The organism is Celeribacter sp. SCSIO 80788, from assembly GCF_051054295.1.
Lineage (GTDB): Bacteria > Pseudomonadota > Alphaproteobacteria > Rhodobacterales > Rhodobacteraceae > Celeribacter.
The window spans coordinates 696707-718788 of the sequence record NZ_CP150482.1; the positions used below are offsets into that span (position 1 = coordinate 696707).

At 60.6% G+C, this 22082-nt stretch carries 21 protein-coding genes; 11 read left to right on the forward strand and 10 right to left on the reverse strand.

Translation table 11 applies throughout. The annotated features are described in order from the left end of the window. Positions 1-23: 23 nt before the first annotated feature. The gene (locus V1471_RS03635) at positions 24-782 is read right to left on the reverse strand and encodes an NYN domain-containing protein (protein ID WP_434286946.1); all 759 of its coding nucleotides are present in this window, start codon (positions 780-782) and stop codon (positions 24-26) included. Between the two features lie 191 nt (positions 783-973). Here V1471_RS03635 and V1471_RS03640 point away from each other — a divergent pair, with 191 nt between their 5' ends. The 10 genes from V1471_RS03640 (at position 974) to V1471_RS03685 (ending at position 14191) form a co-directional block, all read left to right on the forward strand. Beyond that, a complete protein-coding gene (locus tag V1471_RS03640; protein WP_434286947.1) occupies positions 974-1975 on the forward strand; it encodes a tellurium resistance protein in 1002 nt (333 codons plus the stop codon). A gap of 162 nt (positions 1976-2137) precedes the next feature. Continuing rightward, the gene (gene guaB / locus V1471_RS03645; RefSeq protein ID WP_434286948.1) at positions 2138-3589 is read left to right on the forward strand and encodes an IMP dehydrogenase; all 1452 of its coding nucleotides are present in this window, start codon (positions 2138-2140) and stop codon (positions 3587-3589) included. Between the two features lie 255 nt (positions 3590-3844). After that, complete coding sequence (locus V1471_RS03650) at positions 3845-5200, forward strand: tetratricopeptide repeat protein (RefSeq protein ID WP_434286949.1); 1356 nt, start codon at positions 3845-3847, stop codon at positions 5198-5200. Between the two features lie 66 nt (positions 5201-5266). Next, positions 5267-6448, forward strand: coding sequence for an RsmB/NOP family class I SAM-dependent RNA methyltransferase (locus tag V1471_RS03655; RefSeq protein ID WP_434286950.1), 1182 nt, complete (start codon positions 5267-5269; stop codon positions 6446-6448). Between the two features lie 282 nt (positions 6449-6730). Beyond that, entirely contained in the window at positions 6731-9037 is a 2307-nt protein-coding gene (locus V1471_RS03660) for an ATP-binding protein (protein WP_434290853.1), read from the forward strand. Between the two features lie 284 nt (positions 9038-9321). Continuing rightward, positions 9322-10383 carry a recombinase RecA gene (gene recA / locus V1471_RS03665; RefSeq protein ID WP_434286951.1) on the forward strand — a complete coding sequence of 354 codons (1062 nt, stop codon included), beginning with the start codon at positions 9322-9324 and terminating at the stop codon, positions 10381-10383. 138 nt (positions 10384-10521) lie between these two features. Next, on the forward strand, positions 10522-13173 hold the full coding sequence (alaS, locus tag V1471_RS03670) for an alanine--tRNA ligase (RefSeq protein ID WP_434286952.1): 2652 nt from the start codon (positions 10522-10524) through the stop codon (positions 13171-13173). Positions 13174-13176: 3 nt separating this feature from the next. Next, positions 13177-13464: a DUF1330 domain-containing protein gene (locus tag V1471_RS03675; protein ID WP_434286953.1), complete on the forward strand. Its 288-nt coding sequence runs from the start codon at positions 13177-13179 to the stop codon at positions 13462-13464. 57 nt (positions 13465-13521) lie between these two features. Next, positions 13522-13812, forward strand: a complete 291-nt coding sequence (locus tag V1471_RS03680; protein ID WP_434286954.1) for a DUF1330 domain-containing protein — start codon at positions 13522-13524, stop codon at positions 13810-13812. 16 nt (positions 13813-13828) lie between these two features. Further along, on the forward strand, positions 13829-14191 hold the full coding sequence (locus V1471_RS03685) for a DMT family protein (RefSeq protein ID WP_434286955.1): 363 nt from the start codon (positions 13829-13831) through the stop codon (positions 14189-14191). Here the strand turns inward: V1471_RS03685 and V1471_RS03690 are convergent, their stop codons facing one another. From V1471_RS03690 to V1471_RS03725, 8 genes are all read right to left on the reverse strand, one after another. Continuing rightward, complete coding sequence (locus tag V1471_RS03690; RefSeq protein WP_434290855.1) at positions 14192-14773, reverse strand: VOC family protein; 582 nt, start codon at positions 14771-14773, stop codon at positions 14192-14194. A gap of 156 nt (positions 14774-14929) precedes the next feature. Next, positions 14930-16747, reverse strand: a complete 1818-nt coding sequence (gene typA, locus V1471_RS03695) for a translational GTPase TypA (protein WP_434286956.1) — start codon at positions 16745-16747, stop codon at positions 14930-14932. 98 nt (positions 16748-16845) lie between these two features. Next, positions 16846-17181, reverse strand: coding sequence for a DMT family transporter (locus V1471_RS03700; RefSeq protein WP_434286957.1), 336 nt, complete (start codon positions 17179-17181; stop codon positions 16846-16848). A 14-nt stretch (positions 17182-17195) separates the two neighbouring features. Beyond that, positions 17196-17822 carry a YitT family protein gene (locus V1471_RS03705; RefSeq protein WP_434286958.1) on the reverse strand — a complete coding sequence of 209 codons (627 nt, stop codon included), beginning with the start codon at positions 17820-17822 and terminating at the stop codon, positions 17196-17198. A 15-nt stretch (positions 17823-17837) separates the two neighbouring features. Then, positions 17838-18461, reverse strand: coding sequence for a YitT family protein (locus V1471_RS03710; RefSeq protein WP_434286959.1), 624 nt, complete (start codon positions 18459-18461; stop codon positions 17838-17840). 118 nt (positions 18462-18579) lie between these two features. Then, positions 18580-19188, reverse strand: a complete 609-nt coding sequence (locus tag V1471_RS03715) for a hypothetical protein (protein ID WP_434286960.1) — start codon at positions 19186-19188, stop codon at positions 18580-18582. A gap of 123 nt (positions 19189-19311) precedes the next feature. After that, positions 19312-19878 carry a HupE/UreJ family protein gene (locus V1471_RS03720; protein ID WP_434286961.1) on the reverse strand — a complete coding sequence of 189 codons (567 nt, stop codon included), beginning with the start codon at positions 19876-19878 and terminating at the stop codon, positions 19312-19314. A gap of 40 nt (positions 19879-19918) precedes the next feature. Continuing rightward, on the reverse strand, positions 19919-20098 hold the full coding sequence (locus V1471_RS03725) for a hypothetical protein (RefSeq protein WP_434286962.1): 180 nt from the start codon (positions 20096-20098) through the stop codon (positions 19919-19921). Positions 20099-20344: 246 nt separating this feature from the next. Between V1471_RS03725 and V1471_RS03730 the strand changes: the two genes are divergently transcribed. Further along, positions 20345-20578 carry a hypothetical protein gene (locus V1471_RS03730; RefSeq protein WP_434286963.1) on the forward strand — a complete coding sequence of 78 codons (234 nt, stop codon included), beginning with the start codon at positions 20345-20347 and terminating at the stop codon, positions 20576-20578. Positions 20579-20652: 74 nt separating this feature from the next. On the opposite strand, the gene V1471_RS03735 is transcribed toward V1471_RS03730, so the two are convergent. After that, entirely contained in the window at positions 20653-21867 is a 1215-nt protein-coding gene (locus V1471_RS03735) for an NADP-dependent isocitrate dehydrogenase (protein ID WP_434286964.1), read from the reverse strand. Positions 21868-22082 lie beyond the last annotated feature (215 nt).

The following is a 22082-nucleotide window of genomic DNA, read 5'->3' on the forward strand; positions in this document are numbered from 1 at the left end:
GAATGGGCCGCCTTTGGGCGGCCTTATTTCTGTTTTGCAGATGTTTTGCGAACCGACACTTGGGTGCCGCCCTGACGTTTGATCTCGAACCCGTTGAGATGCTCGACCAGTGTCATGAATTTCGCATGACCATAGTTGCGGGGATCGAAATCGGGGCGTGTCGCTCGTATGGCATTGCTGATCTGGCTGAGCGCATACCAATCGCTTTCCTGCTCGATCTTGTCCATCGCCCGCTCTATGAGGCGCTTGATACTTTCCTGTTTGACCGGAGCCGCCCGTTTGGTGGTCTCCATGTTGGTTTGAGCAGACTTCTCTGCACTGGATGCGCTGTCGGGTGAGGAGAGGTTTTCGGCGCGGATAAACCGTTTGCAGGCGTTGACGAATGCGGCGGGTGTCTTTTCCTCACCAATGCCGAAGACATCCAGCCCCTGTTCCCGGATGCGGCTTGCCAGGCGGGTAAAGTCGCTGTCCGAAGACACAAGGACGAAACCGCTCACAAGACCGGAATGTAAAATGTCCATGGCGTCGATTACCAAGGCGATGTCCGAGGCGTTCTTTCCGGTGGTGTTGGCGAAATGTTGGTGAGCGACAATGGCGAGAGAGGCCAGCACGTCCTGTTTCCACCCCTGTGGGCAGCCCCCGCTGAAATCCCCGTAAATTCGGCGAATACTGGCCTCGCCCAAGGAAGAAACTTCCTCGAAAATGGCCGTCGCATATCGGGCGGGCATATTGTCCGCGTCGATCAGGACGGCAAGACGTGGCAGTGAAGTGCTTGTGCTCATTCGGCTATCTCAATGGAATCTGGTTAACGATATTGGTTCAAACAGGGTTAGCCTTAGTTTGGAAATCGGGCGTAACTATGGCCTGTTGCGCCCGCGACGTCGCGCCCCATGATACGCCCCGATGAAATCCTTTCAACGGGCAGGGCAGGGTGATATTCAACCTTCGAAATATATGTTTGAAGGCTTATCCCATGTCCCAGACCCCGCCGCGCATCATGCCGAAACCCTTCAACGCCGCGCCCAAGGGGCTTTGGCGCGCCACGCCGCCGGCGATCTTTCCGCCGATCATGGGGCTGATGGGCCTCGGGCTGGCCTGGCGCAACGCCGCCAAGGTGATCCCCGGTGCGCCCGCCTGGATCGGGGAAATGCTCCTCGGCGCTTTCTCTCTGCTCTATCTCTTCGCGCTCCTGACCTATTTCGCCAAGATGGCCCGTCGACCCTCGGTGATCGCCGAGGACCTGCGCATTCTGCCGGGCCGCGCGGGGCTTGCCGCGGGCGCTGACACCGGCTTTCTCTTCGCCGCCGCCCTCGTGCCCTACTCGGCGGGGCTGGCGAAAACCGTTCTGGTGCTCTCGCTCATTGCACTGACCGTCGTGGCCATTCTGACCCTCCGATCCTTTGCCATCGGTCCCGCCGAGCAGCGCCGTGTGACGCCTGCATGGCATCTGGCCTTCGTCGGCTACATCCTCGCGCCGCTTTCCGCCGTACCGCTGGGCTGGATTGGCCTGTCGCAGTTCATCTACATGACCACTCTGCCGATCGCTCTGGCGATCTGGCTGATCTCCGTGCTTCAGGCGCTCAAGGCAGATGTGCCCGCGCCGCTGCGTCCGCTTCTGGCGATCCATATCGCGCCGCTCTCGCTCTTCGGCATCGTCTCGGTCCTGCTGGGCTATAATTCCGCCGCGGCGGGCTTTGGACTGATCGCCATCACGCTTCTGGTGATCGGCATTCTCGGCACGCCCTATCTGATCAAGGCAGGGTTCTCTGCGCTTTGGGGCGCCTTCACCTTTCCGCTCGCGGCCTTTGCCAACCTGATGTTTGCCGTGGCTTCCGTCTCGCCGGGCGCGTTTCGCCTCATCGGCGGGCTCGAACTCGTCGGCGCCACGCTGATCATCGTCTATATCGCCTCGAAAATCATGCAAATCTGGATGCGCGGCAAACTCTCCAAAGCCACCAACGCCGCAACGGTCTAAGGTTTCCTTTGCTGCCAAAACCTCGAAAAAGGGCCGCCTCCGAGGGGAGCGCGGCCCTAAATCTTGCGGGGCATCGCCGTAAAACGCACAAAACGCCCTTTCCATTGTGGGGTATCCGTGCAATAGGGACGTGCCAAACCGTATCCCCCATGGAGAGACCCGATGGAGATTCGCGAGGCGCTTACCTTCGATGACGTATTGCTTGTTCCGGCTGCATCTACCGTGCTGCCGTCCACAGCCGATACAAAGACCTATGTCACCAAATCCATTCAGCTGAACATCCCGCTTTTGTCGTCGGCGATGGACACCGTGACCGAAGCCCGCATGGCCATCGCCATGGCGCAGGCCGGGGGCATCGGGGTGATCCACAAGAACCTCAACATCGAACAACAGTCCATCGAAGTGCGCCGGGTCAAACGGTTCGAGAGCGGCATCGTCTACAATCCGGTGACGCTGACCGCGAACCAAACCATCGCCGATGCCAAGGCCCTCTGCGCCCAGTATAATTTCACCGGCTTCCCGGTGATCGACGCGGACCGTCGCATCGTCGGCATTGTTACCAACCGCGACATGCGCTTTGCCACTTCCGACAACACGCCGGTCTCTCAGGTGATGACTTCGGACAATCTCGCGATCCTGCAAGAGCCCGCCGACCGCGACGAGGCGATCTCGCTGATGAAAGCGCGCCGCATCGAAAAGCTTCTGGTCGTCGACAAGGACAACCGTCTGACCGGCCTTCTGACCCTCAAGGACACCGAGCAAAGCGTGCTGAACCCCTCGGCCAGCAAGGACGCGCTCGGGCGTCTGCGGGTTGCGGCGGCGACGGGCGTGGGCGAGGCGGGGTTTGAGCGCTCCTCCGCCCTTGTGGACGCGGGCGTCGACATCATCGTGATCGACACGGCGCATGGCCATTCGGCGGGCGTCGTCGAAGCGGTGGCGCGCGCCAAGAAAGAGTTTGGCGACAAGGTGCAGATCATCGCGGGCAACGTCGCGACCGGCGCTGCCACCAAGGCACTGATCGACGCGGGTGCGGATGCGGTCAAGGTCGGCATCGGGCCGGGGTCGATCTGTACCACCCGCATGGTCGCGGGCGTCGGCGTGCCGCAGCTTACTGCCATCATGGATTGCGCCAAGGCGGCGGGTGACGTCCCGATCATCGCCGATGGCGGCATCAAATTCTCCGGCGATTTCTCGAAAGCCATCGCGGCAGGCGCTTCTGTCGCCATGGTCGGATCGATGATCGCAGGCACGGACGAAAGCCCGGGCGAGGTGATCCTCTACCAAGGCCGCTCCTTCAAATCCTACCGTGGCATGGGGTCCCTGGGTGCCATGGCGCGCGGCTCGGCGGATCGGTATTTCCAGAAAGACGCGGCCTCCGACAAGCTCGTGCCCGAGGGCATCGAGGGGCAGGTGCCCTATAAAGGTCCGGTCGCAACCGTGTTGCACCAGATGGTCGGGGGGCTCCGCGCCTCCATGGGCTATACCGGCTGCGCCACCGTCGCCGAGATGCGCAAAAACTGCGAGTTCGTGAAGATCACCGGCTCGGGTCTCAAGGAAAGCCACGTCCACGATGTTCAGATCACCCGCGAAAGCCCGAACTACCGCATCGGCTGAGGCGTCGAGACGACTGGACTACAAAGCGCCACGGGTCAAACCGTGGCGTTTTTTCATTTTCTGCACCGCAGCGTCGCGACGCTATGGCAAATTGATATTTTCCGATTTTTGTGGTCTAATCCTCCCATGGCCATGGTGCCGGACTCACGTGCTGCTCACGCGGTCAATTGACGCCTCATACCGAACCCCGCGTGATGGCTCTGCGAGAGTCAAAAATGACCTTTTCCGCCCATGGCTTGGGAAGAGGAGGGGAAAATGCTGCACTCAAGACTTTGGAATTTTGCGCGCTGGAGCACGCTCTGGGGGACGGTGAGTCTTGCTTGTCTTGCGCTGCCGGGCGCAGCCGGGGCGGAAGATCTGGACGCCACGGCGCTGCAAGCCGCCGCAGATGCGGGCGATATGGCCGCCGCGGTTCAGCTTGGAAACGCGCTGCTTTGGGGCTATGGTGGGGTCGATCAGGACGTTGAGGCGGCCACGCTTTTGCTCGCGAAAGCCGCCGGGGCGGGGGATGCCAAGGCGCAGACCGCGCTCGGGCAGGCCTATCTTTGGGGCACGCCCGTGGCCAAGGATCTCGCAGAGGCCGACCGGCTTTTGAGTGCGGCGGCGGCGCAGGGCGACACGGGTGCGATGCGCGTTTTGGGTCAGCAATTGATCGGCGGCTGGGTGATCCCGCAGGACATCGATCGTGGCCTGCCGCTCTTGGAAGAGGCGGCGGCTCAGGGCGATGTTCAGGCCAAGGTCGCGCTCGGGGAATTCTATCTCTATGGCAAGCCTCTGGCGAAAGACTGGACACGCGCCGAGGTGCTGTTCGAAGAGGCTGCCGCCGCGGGGGACGGCTCCGGCCTTGCGGCCTATGGCGCGATGATGATGTGGAGCGAAAAGGATTGGCAAACCGCCGAAACCAATTTGATCCGTGCCGGTGAGATGGGCAAAAGCGGGGCTTGGGTCTCGCTCGCGGAGGGGGCGATGTATGGCTATCTCGGGCCGAATTCGCGCGCCAAATTCGATGGCTTCGCGGACAAGGCGCGGGCGGCGGGCGAGGAACGCATCGCCGTGCTCGAATCGCAGCGCGCGACTTGGGGGATTTCGATGGAAGCCAGCGGCCCGAAAGCCTTGGCCGAATTGGAAACCGCCGCGGAAGACGGCAATGTCACCGCACTTCTCAACCTGATTTCGCTGCAACGCGACGGCAACCGATACAACATTCGCAAGGATCCGGCAGCGGCTCTGGCGTCTCTTGAGGCCCATGGCGATCTTCTGAATGCGGATCAGCGGGCGCAATACGGGCTGACGATCGAGGCCGCGACCCACCGCATGACGCAGGATCTGCCAAAAATGGCTGCGCTGATCGAAGAGGGCGCGACAGCCAACCCCGGCCTGATGACCGCATGGTTTGGCAAGGAGCTTTACAAGGCCAATCCGAACCTCGCGATCTATATGCTTCAGGGCGATCTCAAGGCCGAAGGGCTCTACAGCGGCGCACAGGATGGCTTTGCCGGACCGCGTACGCTCAAGGGGCTCTACAGCCTGTGCAAAGCTTTGCCGGGCGAAGACAATTGCGGCGATCGGGTGCTGGATGCCGAGCTGATCGGCAAGCTTCTGGCGCGTTGATTGTCTCAGACGGGCGGTGTAGGTCTGGGGAAAGGGATCGCTGACGATCCGCCACCGGAGCCCCGCATGACCCCAGCCGCCCGCCTGTCCGCCGCGATTGAATGTCTCGATGATGTGCTCTCCGGCGAAAATGCCGAGCGCGTCCTGACCAACTGGGCGCGCGGGCATCGGTTTGCCGGCTCGAAAGATCGCGCTGCGATCCGAGATCATGTGTTCGATGCGCTGCGCTGCAAACGTTCCTATGGCTGGCTTGGCGGGGCAGGCGAGGCGCGCCCTTCCGGGCGTCAGTTGATGATCGGTGCGCTCAGGGTGCAGGGCGTCGACCCTGACACGCTGTTCTGCGAAGACCGTTTCGCGCCGCGCCCGCTCACCGTCGAGGAACGCGCGGCCCCTCCGGCGCTCGAAACGGCCCCGCGTGGCGTCCGGCTCGATTGTCCTGACTGGCTTTTGCCGCTTTATGACGCGACCCTTGGGGAGGACAGCGACGCGGCGCTTGAGCTTTTGGGACAGCGCTCCGATGTCTTCCTGCGCGTCAATATCGGCAAATCCACCCTGAGCTATGCACTTGAGTTGCTGTCTGAGGACGGCATCGAGGCTGTGCCGCATTCGCTTTCGGAAACGGCTTTGAAAGTCACCCGTGGCGCGCGCGCCGTTGCGCGCTCTCAGGCCTATCTCACGGGAATCGTCGAATTACAGGATGCAGGCTCGCAGGCGATCATCGACGGTTTGCCTTTGCAGGATGGCATGGAGGTTCTGGATTACTGCGCCGGAGGCGGTGGCAAGAGCCTCGCCATGGGCGCGCGCGCGGCGCTGCGTCTGACCGCCCATGATGTTGATCCCGCCCGTATGCAGGACATCGCACCTCGCGCCTCCCGGGCCGGGATCACCATTGCGACCGCGCGCAAAGCGGATCTAGCGCCGGATTACGATTTGGTGCTCTGTGATGTGCCCTGTTCCGGTTCCGGCGCGTTTTCCCGCAGTCCACAGGGCAAATGGGCGCTGACCCAGGCCCGACTTGACCGTCTGGCTGCACTTCAGGCCGAGATTCTCGAGGAAGTCGCCCCGCGCGTGCGTCCGGGCGGCGTGCTGGCCTATGCCACATGCTCGCTGTTCAAGCCGGAAAACGCTGTGCAGGTCGAAAGCTTTCTGGCGCGGCATTCCGAATTCGAACTCATCCGGCAAAGGCAGATCAGCCCGCTGGAAGGGGGAGACGGTTTCTATTTTGCGACGCTGCGACGTCTGATCTGACGTAAAACGCGATTTTCGTTCAAACGTGTAAAATTATGTGCGGATACAACTTTACCGACAGTTATTCGCGTTTTATCCTCGTTTTGTGCTGCCGATTAAAGGGCCGTTAACCAAATCACCGCCAAACTCGCCCGTGATCTGTCGGGTTTGGTCGGGATAGGCCAAATTGGCAAGACATCGGGGACGCCCGGGGACCAGTGCTCCGGCTTGCGCATTGCGTAACCGGTTCGGCAGGTCCGTCGGGGAAAGAAACGCAAAGGGGAACAGGTGTTCAGCACCAGCATGACCGCAGGGCCGTTGTCGAAACAGGCCGAACGGATCGCACCTTATAGCATGGGACTTGCCCTGAGCGGGCTGGCGCTTTGTGGCGGAGCCTTGCTTCTGCCGAGGCCGCAGTTCGGTCTCATCCTCTTTTGCGGCGGTGCGGCACTGCTTTGGGCCGCAGTTCTTGTGCGGGTTCTGAGCCATCGCCAGCATGTGGTCCGCAACCGTCTCAATATGGCGCTGGCCGAATTCGTCGCCAATGATGCCGCCCCCTCTTTCACCACCGATCTCAACGGGGTGATCGGCTATGAAAACCGGGCCGCGATCGAACGGTTTGGCGCGCGCGGCGGGCGCACATTGCTCTCCTCCCTCGAAGACGTTTTCGCCGCCCCCGGGGCAACGCTCAGCCGGTTGCAATCGCGGGCGCTCGCCAAGGGGGCCGCGCGCGAAGATGTTGTGATGCGTCATGGTCATATGCGGCTCTCTGTGCATCTGATCGGGGAAAGCGGTTTCCTGTGGCGGCTTGAGGATATGGCCGAACGCGGCGGCGTGCTCGATGGCGATGCGATCTCTCTGCCGATGATTGCCCTGTCGAAAAACAACACGGTGCTGTTTCTGAACGAACCGATGCGGCGTCTGATCGGACATCGCGAAAAGACGCTCGACCGGGTGGTGACGGACCTGCCGATCCGGCCTGGCGACGTTCATGTCCTGGCGGGTGTCGAGGGGCGGATCTATGCCCGGGTTGCGCAATTCGAAAGTTCAGGATCGGGTCGTAAGGAATTGTATTTCCTTCCTGAAACGACACCAAACGTGGGGGCGTGGGAGGCCTTCGATGCACTGCCGGTCGCACTTTTGAAAGTGGCGGTGGATGGGCGCATTCTGCAATCCAACCGGCCCGCGCGGGAGCTTCTGGCGATCCCCTCGCATGACCGGCTGAGCCTCAGCGATCTGGTCGAAGGGCTTGGTCGACCGGTACAGGACTGGGTCACGGATGTGGCCATGGGGCGGGCGCGTAAACCGGAATTCGTTCGTGCCTCGCGTCCGCAAAGCGACACTTTCCTGCAAATCTCTCTCAACCGCGTCGAACGCAAGGGAGAAGGCAAGAAGGACCAGATCGAACTGATCGCTGTGCTGTCGGACGCGACCGAGCTGAAATCGCTTGAGGCACAATTCGTCCAGTCGCAAAAAATGCAGGCCATCGGTCAGCTCGCGGGTGGGGTGGCGCATGATTTCAACAATCTTTTGACTGCAATTTCAGGGCATTGCGACCTTTTGTTGCTGCGTCACGACAAGGCCGACCCGGACTATGGCGATCTCGTCCAGATTCATCAAAATGCCAACCGCGCCGCCTCTCTTGTCGGTCAGCTTCTGGCGTTTTCGCGCAAACAGACGCTCAAGCCCGAGGTCATCGACCTGCGCGATACGCTGTCCGATCTGACTCATTTGCTGAACCGTCTGGTTGGGGAAAAGGTCAGCCTGTCGCTTGATCACGACGCCGGGCTCCTGCCGATCCGGGTCGACAAGCGCCAGCTCGAACAGGTGATCATGAACCTCGTGGTCAACGCCCGCGATGCCATGCCGACGGGCGGCGAGATCAAGATCGAGACGCGTAATGAAGTTTTGCGCGACGCTTTCACTCGGGACCGGGCGACGGTTCCGGTCGGCGAATATGTCGTGGTGACCGTCTCGGATCAGGGCGTCGGCATTCCGCCGGATCGTTTGCAGAAAGTGTTCGAACCTTTCTACACGACGAAGCGCACGGGCGAGGGGACGGGGCTTGGGCTGTCGACCGCTTACGGCATCATCAAGCAGACTGGCGGGTTTATTTTCGTCGACAGTGTGGTGGGCACAGGCACGGCCTTTACCATCTTCCTTCCGGCCCATACGGCGCAGGCAGAGGCGGTTGTCGAGGCGGCCAGCAAACCAGTCGCGGAGGCGCATCCGAGTTCCGAACGGGGCTCCGGCGTGATCCTTCTGGTGGAGGACGAGGCGCCGGTGCGGGCCTTTGCGTCTCGTGCGTTGCGTCTGCGCGGTTATACGGTGATCGAGGCTGAGAATGCCGAGGAGGCGCTCGAAACGCTGGAGGACGAGAGCCTGCATATCGACGTTTTTGTCTCCGACGTGATCATGCCGGGGATGGACGGGCCGAGCTGGGTCTCCGAGGCGCTGAAACACCGCCCGGGCGTGAAAGTGGTGTTCGTCTCAGGCTATGCGGAGGATCATTTCTCCGAACAGCAATCGCGGATTCCGAATTCCGTCTTCCTGCCGAAACCGTTCTCGCTGTCCGAACTGACCGCGACGGTACAGGCACAGTTTCACTGAAAATCATGCCTTTTCATATAGTTTCAGGCTTCATCCTCGGGTGGTGCCTGAATTTTTTAATGCAGGCCAGTTTTGCTAACCTGTCCTTAACCAATTCTGCCTCAGAGTGATTTTCGTAAATTTAAGTTGAAATGTTCTCTTTTTGTGCTCATAAGATAAATGAGAACAAGAGGCGAACAACAGCCCCGGTCCGAGCAGTCCCCTTTTCGCGACCTTTCCGCGATGGACGCTTTTTGACGGGTGTGAGATAAGGGTTTGAACAGATGGCAACGGCGGCAAAAGAGATGGCAAAGAACGACAACCAGAACGGGGACAAACAGAAGGCGCTCGAAAGCGCGCTGGCCCAGATCGAGCGCCAGTTCGGCAAAGGCTCGATCATGCGGCTAGGCGCCGACAACCCGGTGCAGGAGATCGAAGCGACCTCTACGGGGTCTCTGGGCCTCGACATCGCGCTTGGCATTGGCGGCATTCCGAAAGGCCGGATCGTCGAGATTTACGGCCCGGAATCGTCGGGGAAAACCACGCTGACGTTGCATTGCGTCGCCGAAGAACAGAAAAAGGGCGGCGTCTGCGCCTTTGTCGATGCCGAGCACGCGCTCGATCCGATCTACGCGAAAAAACTCGGTGTCGATCTCGATGAGTTGCTGATCTCCCAGCCCGACACCGGCGAGCAAGCACTCGAAATCGTCGATACGCTGGTGCGCTCCGGCGCGGTGTCGCTCGTCGTGGTCGACTCGGTGGCCGCTCTGACGCCGAAATCCGAACTGGAAGGCGACATGGGCGACAGTTCCGTCGGCGTTCAGGCCCGCCTGATGTCGCAGGCGATGCGCAAGCTGACCGGCTCGATCAGCCGCTCGAAATGCACCGTGATCTTCATCAACCAAATCCGCATGAAAATCGGCGTGATGTTCGGCTCGCCCGAAACCACCACCGGCGGCAACGCTTTGAAATTCTACTCCTCCGTTCGCATGGACATCCGCCGCATCGGCGCGATCAAGGACCGTGATGAGGTTGTCGGCAACGAGACCCGCGTGAAAATCGTGAAAAACAAGGTCGCCCCGCCGTTCAAACAGGTCGAATTCGACATCATGTATGGCGAAGGCATCTCGAAAACCGGCGAGCTTCTGGACCTTGGCGTCAAGGCGGGCGTGGTCGACAAATCCGGCGCGTGGTTCTCTTACGGTGACGAGCGGATCGGGCAGGGTCGTGAGAATGCGAAACGCTATCTCAAGGAGAACCCGCAGACCGCGCTTGAGATCGAGGATAAAATCCGCGCCGCGCACGGGCTCGATTTCGACATGGGGGACGGGTTCGAGCATGACGACATGATCGACGACGACGAATAACGTCGCTGTCATCGCGGGGATATAAGGGCCGAAGCCGTAAGGGTTTCGGCCCTTTTCCGTTTGCCACTTATGGACAGCACGGGCGTGCGCGGGTAAACCATGCCGAACGCCAAGATTTTCCGTAAGGACGCGCCCACCATGCCCAGCGTGAACGATATCCGCTCCACCTTCCTCAACTATTTCGAACGCAACGGTCACACCGTCGTGCCGAGCTCGCCGCTCGTGCCGCGCAATGACCCGACGCTCATGTTCACCAACTCCGGTATGGTGCAGTTCAAGAACTGCTTCACCGGGGTGGAGAAACGCGATTACGTGCGCGCCACCACGGCGCAGAAATGTGTGCGCGCGGGCGGCAAACACAACGATCTCGATAACGTTGGCTACACGGCGCGCCACCATACGTTCTTCGAGATGCTCGGCAACTTCTCCTTCGGCGATTACTTCAAACCGGAGGCGATCCCCTTTGCCTGGGAGCTGATCACCAAGGATTTCGACATTCCGAAGGACCGGCTTTATACGACCGTCTATCACACCGATGACGAAGCCTTCGAGATCTGGAAGAAAGTCGGCGTTCCGGAAGACCGGATCATCCGCATCGCGACCTCCGACAACTTCTGGCAGATGGGCGACACCGGTCCTTGCGGTCCGTGCACGGAGATTTTCTACGATCACGGCGATCACATCTGGGGCGGTCCTCCGGGGTCCCCGGAAGAGGACGGTGACCGGTTCATCGAGATCTGGAACATCGTGTTCATGCAGAACGAGCGCTTTGCCGACGGCTCCATGGTCGATCTCGACATGCAGTCGATCGATACCGGCATGGGGCTTGAGCGCATTGCAGCGCTGCTGCAAGGCAGCCACGACAACTATGACACCGACCTGATGCGTGCCCTGATCGAGGCGTCGGCGCATGCGACTTCGGTGGATGCCTTCGGCGACAAGAACGTGCATCACCGGGTGATCGCGGATCACCTGCGCTCGACCTCCTTCCTGATTGCCGATGGCGTGATGCCATCGAACGAGGGTCGGGGCTATGTGCTGCGCCGGATCATGCGCCGCGCCATGCGCCACGCGCACCTTCTGGGGGCGAAAGACCCGGTCATGCATAAGCTTGTGCCGGAACTGGTGCGCCAGATGGGCGATGCCTATCCGGAACTTCGGACCGGTCAGGCGATGATCGAAGAGACGCTGAAACTGGAAGAAACCCGTTTCATTCAGACGCTGGATCGCGGTCTGAAACTGCTGGAAGACGAGCTTGTGGATCTGCCCGAGGGGGAGAAACTTCCGGGCGAGGCGGCGTTCAAGTTGTACGACACTTACGGGTTCCCGCTCGATCTGACGCAGGATGCACTGCGCGAGAAGGGCGTGGAGGTCGACACCGACGGGTTCGACGCCGCCATGGCCGAGCAAAAAGCCAAGGCGCGCGCCGCTTGGGCAGGCTCCGGCGAGACCGCGGACGCGACCGTCTGGTACGACATCGCGGAAGACAAGGGCACCACGGAATTCCTCGGCTATGACACCGAGAAGGCCGAGGGCGAGATCGTCGCACTCGTCAAAGACGGCGCGCGCGTCGAGAGCGTGAAAGCCGGTGACACGGTTCAGATCGTCGTCAACCAGACGCCGTTCTATGGCGAAAGCGGCGGTCAGGTCGGCGATACCGGTGTGATCCGCGTGGAGAAATCCATCGCCAAGGTCAGCGACACGAAAAAGGTCGCGGGCGTCTTCATCCATTTCGCCACCATCGAGACCGGCGAGATCAAGGTCGGTGCGCCTGCGGCGCTCGAAGTCGATCACGCGCGTCGTTCGGCGATCCGCGCCAATCACTCGGCGACGCACCTCCTGCACGAGGCGCTGCGCGAGACTTTGGGCGATCACGTCGCGCAGCGCGGGTCGCTCAATGCGCCGGATCGTCTGCGTTTCGACTTTTCGCATGCCAAGGCGTTGAGCGCCGAGGAAATCGCCAAGGTCGAGCACGATGTGAACGCTTTCATCCGCCAGAACACGGCGGTGGAAACCCGGATCATGACCCCGGACGACGCCCGCGCCATCGGCGCTCAGGCACTGTTCGGTGAGAAATACGGCGACGAAGTGCGCGTCGTGTCCATGGGGCGTGCCGACACGGGCAAGGGCGCCGATGGTCAGACCTATTCGCTCGAACTCTGCGGCGGCACCCATGTCAAACGCACGGGTGACATCGGGGTTTGCGTGGTGCTGGGCGACAGCGCGTCTTCCGCAGGTGTGCGCCGGATCGAGGCGCTGACCGGACAGGCGGCGATTGCCCATCTGGAAACCGAGGCGCATCGCGCGGCCGAGGTCGCCAATGTGCTGAAAACCCCGGTGGCCGAAGTGGTCGAGCGCGTGAAGGCGCTGGCCGATGAGCGCAAGAAACTCGAACAGGAGGTCGCCAACCTCAAGCAACAGATCGCGCTTGGCGGCGGTGCCAAAGGCGGGGTCGAAGCCAAAGAGATCGGCGGCGTGAAATTCCTGGCGCAGGCGCTCTCGGGCGTCTCCGGCAAGGATCTGCGCGGCTTGATCGACGCGCATAAAAACAATCTCGGCTCCGGCGTCATCCTTCTGATCGCCGAAGAAGACGGCAAGGTCGCGGTGGCCTGTGGTGTGACCGACGATCTGACCGGCAAAATCTCCGCCGTCGACGTGCTCAAGGCCGCTGTGCCCGCGGTGGGCGGTCAGGGCGGCGGCGGTCGTCCGGATATGGCGCAGGGCGGGGGCAAAGACTTCTCCGGTGCCGACGCCGCCATTGCCGCCGCTGAAACGCTTTTGAAAGGATAAGACATGCCCGCTCTCTGGATTGCCAACATCAAGGTCACGGACGAAGAGGCCTATGGCCGTTATGCCAAACTGGCAGGGCCCGCGATTGCCAAGCATGGCGGGACCTTCCTCGCCCGTGGCGGCCGCTACGTCCAGCTCGAAGGCAACGACCGTCCGCGCAACGTGGTGACCCGTTTCGACAGCGTCGAGGCCGCCGTGGCCTGCTACAACAGCCCGGAATACCAGGAGGCGCTGAGCCACGCCAACGGTGCCTCAGAACGTGACATCGTGGTGATCGAGACCGAGGAATAAGCATATCGTCAGGGCATGGCCCGATGACGGTGACACGGACTGAAAAGAGGATCGGATATGCCTGCGCTTTGGATTGCCCATGTGACCGTCACAGACAATGACGCTTACGACAATTACCGCCGGTTGTCCGGACCGGCGGTGGAACTGCATGGGGGCAAGATCATCGCCCGTGGTGCGCCCTATGTCCAACTCGAGGGCCGGGAACATCCACGTCAGGTGATCGTGCTCTTCGAGAGTGTCGAGGCGGCGATGACGTGTTACCACTCCAAAGAATATCAGGAGGCGGTGAAATACGCCAAAGGGGCGTCCGAGCGCGATATCGTCGTGGTCGAGACAGAAGATTTCTGAGCTGTCTCCGGCCCTGATGCCCGCGGTGTCACCTGTGTTTCCCTATATTGCACCCGTTCTGTTGCTGACCGCGTCGAATGTGTTCATGACACTGGCGTGGTACGGGCATCTGAAATATCCGGGCAAGCCGCTGATCACGGTGATTTTCATCTCATGGGGCATTGCGCTGGTCGAATATTTTCTCGCGGTGCCCGCCAACCGGATCGGGCACCGTGTCTATTCCGCCGCCGAGTTGAAAGCCTTTCAGGAGGTGATTTCCCTCACGATTTTCGCGGGGTTTTCGGTCCTCTATCTGAAAGAATCCTTCACCATCAATCACCTGATCGGTTTCGGTCTGATTTTTGCGGGCGCGGTGGTGATTTTTCGCGCACCTTTCTGATTAGAAAGGGTTTTTCGCAGTCCGGTCAAAGGACAGCGTGTTGGTGCTCTGATGCACCAGCTCCTCAATCGCGTCGGCGAGATGCACCGTGTCGATATGGTCGTCGCCCGCCGCCACACGGATAAGGTGCGCGCGGTGCAACACATCCGTGTGCGTATAGCCCTGCGGCGGCTCGAAGCGATAACTCGCCAGTTCAATCAACACCCCGTTCGGCTCCCGAAAATAGATGCTGTCCATGAACCCGCGATCCTTGACGCCGGAGTGTTTCACGCCGCGCGCATCCAGCCGCTCGATCACCTGATCGAAGGTGACTTTCGACACATTGAACGCAAGATGATGCAGCGACCCCGGTCCCTGATCGATGCGGTGACGCCCCGGCTTGCGTTCCTCATTGGTGAATACAGTGATCAACCGCCCGTCGCCCGGATCGAAATACAAATGCCCTTCTTCGGGGCGGTCCAGATTGGGCTGATCGAAGACGAAAGGCATGCCCAAAACGCCCTCCCAAAAGTCGATGGAAGACTGCCGGTCCGCGCCGGTGATGGTGATGTGATGAACCCCTTGGGTCTGAATCTTACGCATGGTCATGGCGGATCTCCTTTGCCCCAACATAGGCGAAAATGCCCATGTCCCTAAGCCCCGCTCGCGCACAGAGACTGCGCGCCAGAGAGAAATCCAACGAAAAAGACCCGCCGAAGCGGGTCTTCTGGTGTCCTTCGTTGTCTGAAATACTCAGACTTACTGTGCCGCTTTGGCGTTGCGCTTGCGCTCGTGCGGGTCGAGGTAGCGTTTGCGCAGGCGGATGCTTTCCGGCGTCACTTCGACCAGCTCGTCGTCGTTGATATAGGCGATGGCCTCTTCCAGCGACAGGGTCTTGGGCGTGGTGAGACGCACCGCATCGTCCGTGCCGGAGGCGCGCACGTTGGTGAGTTTCTTGCCTTTGAGCGGGTTGACCTCAAGGTCGTTGTCACGCGAATGCTCGCCGATGATCATGCCCTGATAGACCTTCGCCTGAGCGCCGAGGAACAGCTTGCCGCGTTCTTCGAGGTTCCAAAGCGCATAGGCCACGGCCTCGCCGTCTTCCATGGAGATCAGAACGCCCTGACGACGGCCCGGGATCGCGCCTTTGTAAGGGGCCCAGCTGTGGAACACGCGGTTCAGCACGCCGGTGCCGCGGGTGTCGGTGAGAAACTCGCCGTGATAGCCAATGAGACCGCGCGACGGCACATGAGCGATGATCCGCGTCTTGCCGTTCTGCTGTTTCATCTCGGTCAGGTCGCCCTTGCGCGCACCGGTGAGCTTCTCGATCACCGCGCCCGAGTATTCATCGTCCACATCGACGGTGACTTCCTCGACCGGCTCCATACGCTGGCCGTTCTCTTCGCGCATGATCACCTGCGGGCGGGAGATCGACAGCTCGAAGCCCTCGCGGCGCATGTTCTCGATCAGAACGCCCATCTGAAGTTCGCCACGGCCCGAAACCTCGAATGCCTCGCCGCCGGGGGTGTCCTTGATCTTGATCGCAACGTTCGACTCGGCCTCTTTCATGAGACGGTCGCGGATCACACGGGACTGAACCTTCTTGCCTTCACGACCGGCCAAGGGGCTGTCGTTGATGCCGAAGGTCACGGTGATGGTCGGCGGGTCGATCGGCTGGGCTTCGAGCGGCTCATCAACTTCGAGCGCGCAAAGCGTGTCCGACACGGTCGCTTTGGTCATGCCGGAGAGCGACACGATATCGCCCGCGACAGCCTCTTCGATCTCTGCCATGGCGAGACCGCGGAAAGCCTGAATTTTCTTGACCTGAAACTGTTCGATTTTCTGACCGTTGCGGGTCAGAGCCTGAATGGTCGCACCGGCTTTGATCTTGCCGCTCTCGACACGGCCTGTGAGCAGACGACCGAGGAACGGGTCGGAGCCCAGCGTGGTCGCGAGCATGGTGAACGGGTCGTTCTGTTTCTTGAGCTGCTTCGGCGCGGGGACGTGGTTCAGGATCAGGTTGAACAGGGCGTCGAGGTTTTTGCGCGGCCCGTCGAGCTCTGCGTCACACCAGCCGGAGCGGCCGGAGGCATAGAGATGCGGGAAGTCGAGCTGATCTTCGTCGGCGTCGAGCGAGGCGAAGAGATCGAAACACTCGTCCAGCGCACGGTCCGGCTCGGCGTCCGGTTTGTCGACCTTGTTCAGAACCACGATCGGGCGCAGGCCGAGAGCCAGCGCTTTCGAGGTCACGAATTTGGTCTGCGGCATCGGGCCTTCGGCGGCGTCCACCAGAAGGACAACGCCATCGACCATGGAGAGGATGCGCTCCACCTCGCCGCCGAAATCGGCGTGGCCCGGAGTGTCGACGATGTTGATGCGATGACCTTTCCACTCGACCGAGGTGGCTTTCGCCAGAATGGTGATGCCGCGCTCACGCTCCAGATCGTTGGAGTCCATGGCGCGCTCGGTGGTGGCTTGGTTTTCGCGGTAAGTGCCCGATTGTTTCAGAAGCTCATCGACAAGCGTCGTCTTGCCGTGGTCCACGTGGGCGATGATGGCGATATTGCGAAGATCCATAGGGTGGGGTTTCCGTCGTGAATATGTCTTGGCCCCGCGCCTAACGGGTGAGAGGGCAAAAGACCAGCTTTAAAGCGTCTGAACCTGAGAAAAGGCGCTCAATGTGATGCGGTGCGCGAGAAAAGGTGGATGACGAGCACGCCCGCGATGATCAGCCCCATGCCGAGCGCCGCCGCGAGGTCGATTTTCTGACCGAAGGCGACAAGGCCCACAAGCGTGATCAAAACGATGCCGAGACCGGACCAGATGGCGTAGACGACGCCGACGGGCATGACCTTGAGCACATGGGTCAGGAAATAGAAGGCGAGGCCATAGCCGATGACCACCATGGCGGTGGGCAGCGGTTTGGTGAACTGTTTCGAGGCGTTGAGCGCAGAGGTTCCGATCACTTCGGAGACAATGGCAGCGATGAGAAACAGATAGTGTTTCGGCATGATCCCGGCCCCGCTTACATCGCGATATAGCGGTCGCGGCGGTGGTTGATCGCGATCACGAGGTTCACGACCAGCGCGCCCAGCAGCGAATAGAGCACGAGGGGCAGGGGCAGCAGGAAAAAGGCCGCGGCAAACAGGCAGGCGTCGAAAATGAGCTGGACATAGCCCGCCTTGAAGCCGGTTGCGTCCTGAATATAGAGCCCGATGATGCCGATCCCGCCGAGAGAGGCGCCATGTCGGAAAATCGCCAGAAGCCCGGCACCTGTGGCAAAGCCGAAGATTACCGCACCGAGCACCGGGTTGAGCCTTTCAAAACTTGCAAGTGTCGGGAACCATTCGGCAAAGACCGAGACCATGGCCACCGAGGCGAAGGTCTTGAGCATGAATTTCTTGCCGAGGCGTTTGTAGCCGAACCAATAGAACGGCAGGTTGGCGGCAAAGAAGACCCAGCCAAAGGGCCAGCCGGTGACATAGGAGACAAGGACGGCAAAGCCCGCGATCTGACCGGTGATCAGCCCGAGCGTACGGAGCGGGATCAGCGCGAAGGCGCACATGATCGTGCCGAACAGAAGCCCCTGCGCATCCTCGAACAGCGTGTGCTGATCGTCCTCGCGGGGTTTCGCGATGTCTGCTGCGGTCATGGGGATCTCCGGGTGTCAGTTGGCGATGTAACGGTCTCGGCGGTGGTTGAAGGCGATCACGCCATTGAGCACCACCGCGCCGAGGAGCGAATACAACACCCGGGACGGTTCGAAAAGGAAGAATGCCACGGCGAACAGCACGGCATCGAAGCAAAGTTGCACAATGCCGGCCCGCACGCCGAACCGGTCCTGCGCGACAAGCGCGATGACACCCAGCGCGCCGAGCGAGCCCTTATGGCGGAAAATGCCCAAAAGCCCGTAGCCTGCGAGAATGCCGAAGGCGACCGTACCGAACAGCGGATTGATGTAGGAAAACGACATCCAGTTCGGGATCTGGGCGATCAGAATAGAGGCGACGGTCACGCAAATCGCGGATTTCACGGTGAATTCCGTGCCCATGCGAAACCACGCCAGTGCGTAGAACGGCACGTTGATCAGCCAGAACACCCAGGAAAACGACCAGCCGGTGAGATAGGAGATCACCAGTGCAAGCCCCGCCGTCTGACCGGTGATGAAACCGAGCTGATTGATGATCACCAGCCCGATCGAGGTGGTGATGATGGCGATGGTGAAGCCCTGCACATCCTCGAGGAGGCTGTGTTTCGGGGGATTCTCTGGAAGGGGTAAGGGTGCTGGCATATCTCATGGGTAGGACAGTGTTGCTGACCTGTCTAGCGGAAAATGCAACGCCCGTCGGACAAAAGCGATCTGAGCCAGACGGCTGTCGAAAATTGCGGCACTCAGATGCGAGGAGGGGCTATTCGATCCAAAGCCGCTGGGCCTGAAACAGGACGAGCGTCTCCGCAAGTCGCGGCGTAGAGGATACGGCCGTCGCCACTGGTCTGGCCATCTGCGCTTCTTCGAGCTTGAACAGCTGGGTGGCAAGCCGTTCTGTGTCCTGCCCGTAGCGGCTGGCCAACGCCAGTTCCGAACGCGTTTGAGCGATCAGGTCGATGGGGGTGTCGGGGTCGAATTCTGCCCCGCCGATGCCATAGACGCTGCCGGAGTTTTCCATGTCGCTGCGGTAAGCCGCGCCCTGCCGCTCCAGCCCCATGATAAAGCCCAGATCGTCGAACCGCGCGGCTTTGAGATCGGCGGTTAACTGGTCGATCTCAGTGGCGGAAATCGCGGTCAGGTCGTAGCGGGCAAAGATGTTCCGTGCGCCCTGAATGGCGCTGCTCTGGTCGGAATTATTTGTGGATTTCGTCGTGCCCTGCGTGCCGGCGTCAGAGGCGTTGCCACCGGACACAGATGCGCCGCGTGTCTCCGCATCGGGGACGGCGGTTTGAGGTTGGCTCTGGCTTGATGTCTGGCTCTGTGACAAGCCCTGCGCGGCCAAAAATTGAAAGGCAGAGGAAATCTGCATCGGAAACCTTCTGTTCTCCTGTTACAGGAAAGATAGGGGTCCGTGCCTTAAATTCGAGATAACAGATAAAATTGCGCGGAAATTTTCCCGCGCAATCCGTGGGTTATGGTTAATTCTCTGTGTTCAACCGAAGATCAGAGACAGGCCCAGAAGGGCCGAGGCTGCGCCCAGAAGACGCGGACCATAGGGCAGGACGCGGGCCATGAGCTGGGCGGCGATCACGCCGATGGCATGGAGCGCTGCGGTGGCCGCGATGAACCCGAGACCGAAGGTCAGAGCCTGAGCCGCGCCCAGTTCAGAGCCGTGGGCATGGCCGTGGAACAGACCGAACAGGGCGGCAATTCCGACGCCTGTGGCAAGGCCGGGTTTCACGGCGAATGTGGCCAGAAGGCCGACGATGATGGCGGAGGCCAGGATCATCGGTTCGACGAAGGGCAGGGGCAGCCCCATGATCCCGCCGAAATATCCAAGCGCCATCGCGCCGACAAAGCCTGCGGGCACGGCCCAGACGGCTTTGCCACCGATCTGTACCGCCCAGATGCCCACGGCGACCATGGCGATGATGTGGTCAAGGCCAAAGAGCGGGTGAGACACACCGGCGAGGAAAGAGCCGTGCTGTTCGGGCGGCAGGTGAGCCAGCGCGGGGCTGGCGAGAAGGGCGAAAAGCCCTGTCAGGAGATATTTGTTCATGACTGTCCCTTATTGAAGTCAACGGGCGTCCCGGTTTGGGTCACGCCTCTCTCTTCACTTTGACGGAGTGGGCGGGGCCCGGCAAGAGGCGGGCTCGGCGTTGCGGCATAAAGGACACGGTTTCCTCGCGGAAGAAAAAAACCTTTGCCTCAAATTCAGGCGTCGGCCATGGTGCGGCCATTGCAACAGCCACGAAGGAGGGCGACATGACCATCAGCATTCGACATACCCTCCGTGGACACGCCCCTGCGGCGATGACCCTGTGTGGCAAGGGAGCTGGCAAAGCTCTGCGATCTTAAAACGATCCTTTTCCTGAAATGCCGTCATCGCTGCCGTGTCTGTTCTTCGCAACGGGCCGGTTCAGGCGTCTTCTGATTTCCGACATTTCGTCTCGGGTCAGGGGGCTGGTACGGCCCATCTCTTCTGAAATCTCTTAATCGGGCCCGGTGTTTGCCGGGAATATCTCATGTTGGTACCCAATCCCTCCGCGCCGCTTGCTCTGCGGCAGGTTCTGCAACCTCTGGTCGAAAATCACGGCTTCTGGCAGGTGCTCCGCGCCGCCTTTGCCGCGCGTGGCGCGCTCAAACGCGAGGCGCGGCGCGTCAGAAATCCGGGCGATCTCAACGCCCATCTGCGCCGTGACATCGGTCTGCCACCCGAAGCGCCTCCGGGAAAGGCGGAGTGGCAAAAGTTCCGCTGATCAAAACGGGGTAAATCATAGGAAAAGGCCGGAGCGTGCGGGCTCCGGCCTTTCCGACGGGTGGACTGGGGATCTCAGCCCGCCAGAGCCTTGTTCAGGTTCTCGTCGATCTTCTCGAGGAAGCCCATGGTGGTGAGCCAGCCCTGATCCGGGCCGACGAGCAGCGCGAGGTCCTTGGTCATGAAACCGCTTTCGACGGTGTCGACGATGACCTTTTCCAGCGTTGTGGCAAAGCGCATGAGCTGTTCGTTGCCATCGAGTTTGGCGCGGTGCTTCAACCCGCCGGTCCAGGCATAGATCGAGGCGATCGAGTTGGTGGAGGTGGCCTCGCCCGCCTGATGCTGGCGATAGTGCCGGGTCACGGTGCCGTGGGCGGCCTCGGCCTCGACGATCTTGCCGTCCGGCGTCATCAGTTGCGAGGTCATCAGGCCCAGCGAGCCAAAACCCTGCGCCACGGTGTCGGACTGCACGTCACCGTCGTAGTTCTTGCAGGCCCAGACGAATTTGCCGGACCATTTCATCGCACAGGCGACCATGTCGTCGATCAGCCGGTGTTCGTACCAGATGCCGGCCTTTTTGAATTTGTCGGCGAATTCCTCTTCGTAGACTTCCTGGAAGATGTCTTTGAAGCGACCGTCATAGGCCTTGAGGATGGTGTTTTTCGTCGAGAGGTAGACCGGCCAGCCGACGTTGAGACCGTAGTTCAGCGAGGCGCGGGCGAAGTCGCGGATCGAGGCGTCGAGGTTGTACATGCCCATGAACACGCCTTCGGACGGGGCGTCATAGACCACATGTTCGATCTCGGTGCCGTCCTCGCCGACGAATTTCATCGTCAACTGCCCCTTGCCGGGGAAGCGGAAATCGGTGGCCTTATACTGGTCACCAAAGGCGTGACGGCCGACCACGATCGGGTTGGTCCAGCCGGGCACGAGGCGCGGCACGTTCTTGCAGATGATCGGCTGGCGGAACACCACGCCGCCGAGGATGTTGCGGATCGTGCCGTTGGGCGATTTCCACATCTTCTTGAGGCCGAATTCCTCGACGCGTTGCTCGTCCGGGGTGATGGTCGCGCATTTGACGGCGACACCGACCTCTTTGGTCTTCATCGCGGCGTCGATGGTGATCTGGTCCTCGGTGGCGTCGCGCTCTTCGATGCCGAGATCGTAATAGAGCAGGTCGATGTCGAGGTAGGGCAGGATGAGTTTCTTCTTGATGAAATCCCACATGATGCGGGTCATCTCATCGCCATCCATCTCAACGATGGGGTTGTCTACCTTGATCTTGGTCATCTGGGGGAGCTCCATGAGGGGTCTGGGAGAGTCGCTTTCTTTTAGACCATATCCGAGGGGAGCGGAAGGTGTGCATACCGTTGTATACCAAATATTCACAAAGCTGAGAGCATCTGCGTTATTTGTACGCTTTCCGGCCTTCGGCTGTGCCTGATTTCGCGGCATTTTATGCTGTTACGTGACATAATTTTAAAGTTGACAGAAAAACTAAGAAT

Bases quoted from the DNA above. Each gene is read 5' to 3' on its own strand.
- V1471_RS03635 (WP_434286946.1), bottom strand. From the start codon at position 782: ATGAGCACAAGCACTTCACTGCCACGTCTTGCCGTCCTGATCGACGCG.
- V1471_RS03640 (WP_434286947.1), top strand. From the start codon at position 974: ATGTCCCAGACCCCGCCGCGCATCATGCCGAAACCCTTCAACGCCGCG.
- guaB (WP_434286948.1), top strand. From the start codon at position 2,138: ATGGAGATTCGCGAGGCGCTTACCTTCGATGACGTATTGCTTGTTCCG.
- V1471_RS03650 (WP_434286949.1), top strand. From the start codon at position 3,845: ATGCTGCACTCAAGACTTTGGAATTTTGCGCGCTGGAGCACGCTCTGG.
- V1471_RS03655 (WP_434286950.1), top strand. From the start codon at position 5,267: ATGACCCCAGCCGCCCGCCTGTCCGCCGCGATTGAATGTCTCGATGAT.
- V1471_RS03660 (WP_434290853.1), top strand. From the start codon at position 6,731: ATGACCGCAGGGCCGTTGTCGAAACAGGCCGAACGGATCGCACCTTAT.
- recA (WP_434286951.1), top strand. From the start codon at position 9,322: ATGGCAAAGAACGACAACCAGAACGGGGACAAACAGAAGGCGCTCGAA.
- alaS (WP_434286952.1), top strand. From the start codon at position 10,522: ATGCCCAGCGTGAACGATATCCGCTCCACCTTCCTCAACTATTTCGAA.
- V1471_RS03675 (WP_434286953.1), top strand. From the start codon at position 13,177: ATGCCCGCTCTCTGGATTGCCAACATCAAGGTCACGGACGAAGAGGCC.
- V1471_RS03680 (WP_434286954.1), top strand. From the start codon at position 13,522: ATGCCTGCGCTTTGGATTGCCCATGTGACCGTCACAGACAATGACGCT.
- V1471_RS03685 (WP_434286955.1), top strand. From the start codon at position 13,829: ATGCCCGCGGTGTCACCTGTGTTTCCCTATATTGCACCCGTTCTGTTG.
- V1471_RS03690 (WP_434290855.1), bottom strand. From the start codon at position 14,773: ATGCGTAAGATTCAGACCCAAGGGGTTCATCACATCACCATCACCGGC.
- typA (WP_434286956.1), bottom strand. From the start codon at position 16,747: ATGGATCTTCGCAATATCGCCATCATCGCCCACGTGGACCACGGCAAG.
- V1471_RS03700 (WP_434286957.1), bottom strand. From the start codon at position 17,181: ATGCCGAAACACTATCTGTTTCTCATCGCTGCCATTGTCTCCGAAGTG.
- V1471_RS03705 (WP_434286958.1), bottom strand. From the start codon at position 17,822: ATGACCGCAGCAGACATCGCGAAACCCCGCGAGGACGATCAGCACACG.
- V1471_RS03710 (WP_434286959.1), bottom strand. From the start codon at position 18,461: ATGCCAGCACCCTTACCCCTTCCAGAGAATCCCCCGAAACACAGCCTC.
- V1471_RS03715 (WP_434286960.1), bottom strand. From the start codon at position 19,188: ATGCAGATTTCCTCTGCCTTTCAATTTTTGGCCGCGCAGGGCTTGTCA.
- V1471_RS03720 (WP_434286961.1), bottom strand. From the start codon at position 19,878: ATGAACAAATATCTCCTGACAGGGCTTTTCGCCCTTCTCGCCAGCCCC.
- V1471_RS03725 (WP_434286962.1), bottom strand. From the start codon at position 20,098: ATGCTGATGGTCATGTCGCCCTCCTTCGTGGCTGTTGCAATGGCCGCA.
- V1471_RS03730 (WP_434286963.1), top strand. From the start codon at position 20,345: ATGTTGGTACCCAATCCCTCCGCGCCGCTTGCTCTGCGGCAGGTTCTG.
- V1471_RS03735 (WP_434286964.1), bottom strand. From the start codon at position 21,867: ATGACCAAGATCAAGGTAGACAACCCCATCGTTGAGATGGATGGCGAT.